Below are 1,347 nucleotides of genomic sequence, written 5' to 3'. Positions count from 1 at the left end.
GGGTCATCGCGTGAGTCTCTGTGTGAACGACCAAGAACACCCAGAGGACGGAGTACGCGATGACCCTCGACCAGTCTGCCTTGTTAGAGGTGCTGGAGTCACTCAAAGCCGCCGACGTCACCGACCAGGTCCGGCAGGCCGCCGAGACGATCTACCAGGCGTTGATCGAAGCGGAGCTGACCGCGGTGATCGGCGCCGCCCCGTATGAGCGCAGCCAGCAACGATCGGCGCAGCGCAACGGCCACCGCACACGGACGTTGACCACCACCGCCGGGGACCTGGAGCTGCGGATCCCGAAGCTGCGCACCGGGTCGTTCTTTCCCAGCCTGCTGGAACGCCGCCGGCGGGTGGACCAGGCGTTGTTCGCGGTGGTGATGGAGGCCTACCTGCACGGCGTGTCCACGCGTAAGGTCGACGACCTGGTCAAGGCGTTGGGCGCCGATTCCGGCATCTCCAAGTCCGAGGTCTCGCGTATCTGCGCCGACCTCGACGACGAGGTCGGCGCGTTCCGGGACCGGTCACTTGCCGCCTCCGCCTTCCCGTACGTGTTCCTGGACGCCACCTACTGCAAGGCCCGGGTCAACCGCCGGGTGGTCTCCCAGGCCATCGTGGTGGCCACCGGGGTGCGCGCCGACGGCTGGCGCGAGGTACTCGGCTTCGCCGTCGGCGACAGCGAGGACGGCGCGTTCTGGACGGCGTTCCTGCGCAGCTTGAAGGCCCGGGGCCTGGGCGGGGTGCAGCTGGTCATCTCCGACGCCCACACCGGACTGAAGGCCGCCATCGCCGCGGTGTTCATCGGCGCGGCCTGGCAGCGATGCCGGGTGCACTTCCTGCGCAACGTGCTCGCCCAGGTCCCCAAGGGCAACGCCGAGATGGTCGCCGCCGCGATCCGCACCATCTTCGCCCAACCCGACGCCGCACACGTGCGCGAGCAGCTCGACGTCATCGCCGGCATGCTCGGCCGCCAGCTACCCAAGGTCGAGGTCATGCTCCGCGACGCCGCCGGCGATCTGCTGGCGTTCACCGCCTTCCCGGTGTCGCACTGGAAGAAGATCTGGTCGACCAACCCGCTGGAGCGGCTGAATAAGGAGATCAAACGCCGCACCGACGTCGTCGGCGTGTTCCCCAACCCCGAAGCCCTGCTACGGCTGGCCGGCGCCGTCCTGGTCGAAGCCCACGACGAATGGCAGACCGGCGACCGCCGCTACCTCGCCGAAGCCACCATGGCCCTGCTCACCGCACCACCGGCCGCCACGACCACCGAACTCGCCGCCGCATAGCCACACCCGTTGCCCAGCCGGTTATCGACCGGAAAACTGAACAGCGCACAGAGCCTCACGCAGGCGA

At 68.6% G+C, this 1,347-nt stretch carries 1 protein-coding gene; it reads left to right on the top strand.

What is annotated here, in order from left to right:
- Positions 1 to 59: 59 nt before the first annotated feature.
- Positions 60 to 1,280 (top strand): IS256 family transposase, encoded by a 1,221-nt coding sequence (locus ACNTMW_RS34275; RefSeq protein WP_426638227.1) that lies wholly within the window; start codon positions 60 to 62, stop codon positions 1,278 to 1,280.
- Positions 1,281 to 1,347: the final 67 nt, after the last annotated feature.

The organism is Planosporangium spinosum (genome assembly GCF_049999945.1).
GTDB classification, from domain to species: domain Bacteria; phylum Actinomycetota; class Actinomycetes; order Mycobacteriales; family Micromonosporaceae; genus Planosporangium; species Planosporangium spinosum.
Note: the sequence above shows the minus strand (reverse complement) of the source record. Positions and strands in the feature narration are given on the sequence as shown.

Excerpts from the sequence above, each read along its gene's own strand:
- ACNTMW_RS34275 (WP_426638227.1), top strand. The coding sequence starts at position 60 with ATGACCCTCGACCAGTCTGCCTTGTTAGAGGTGCTGGAGTCACTCAAA.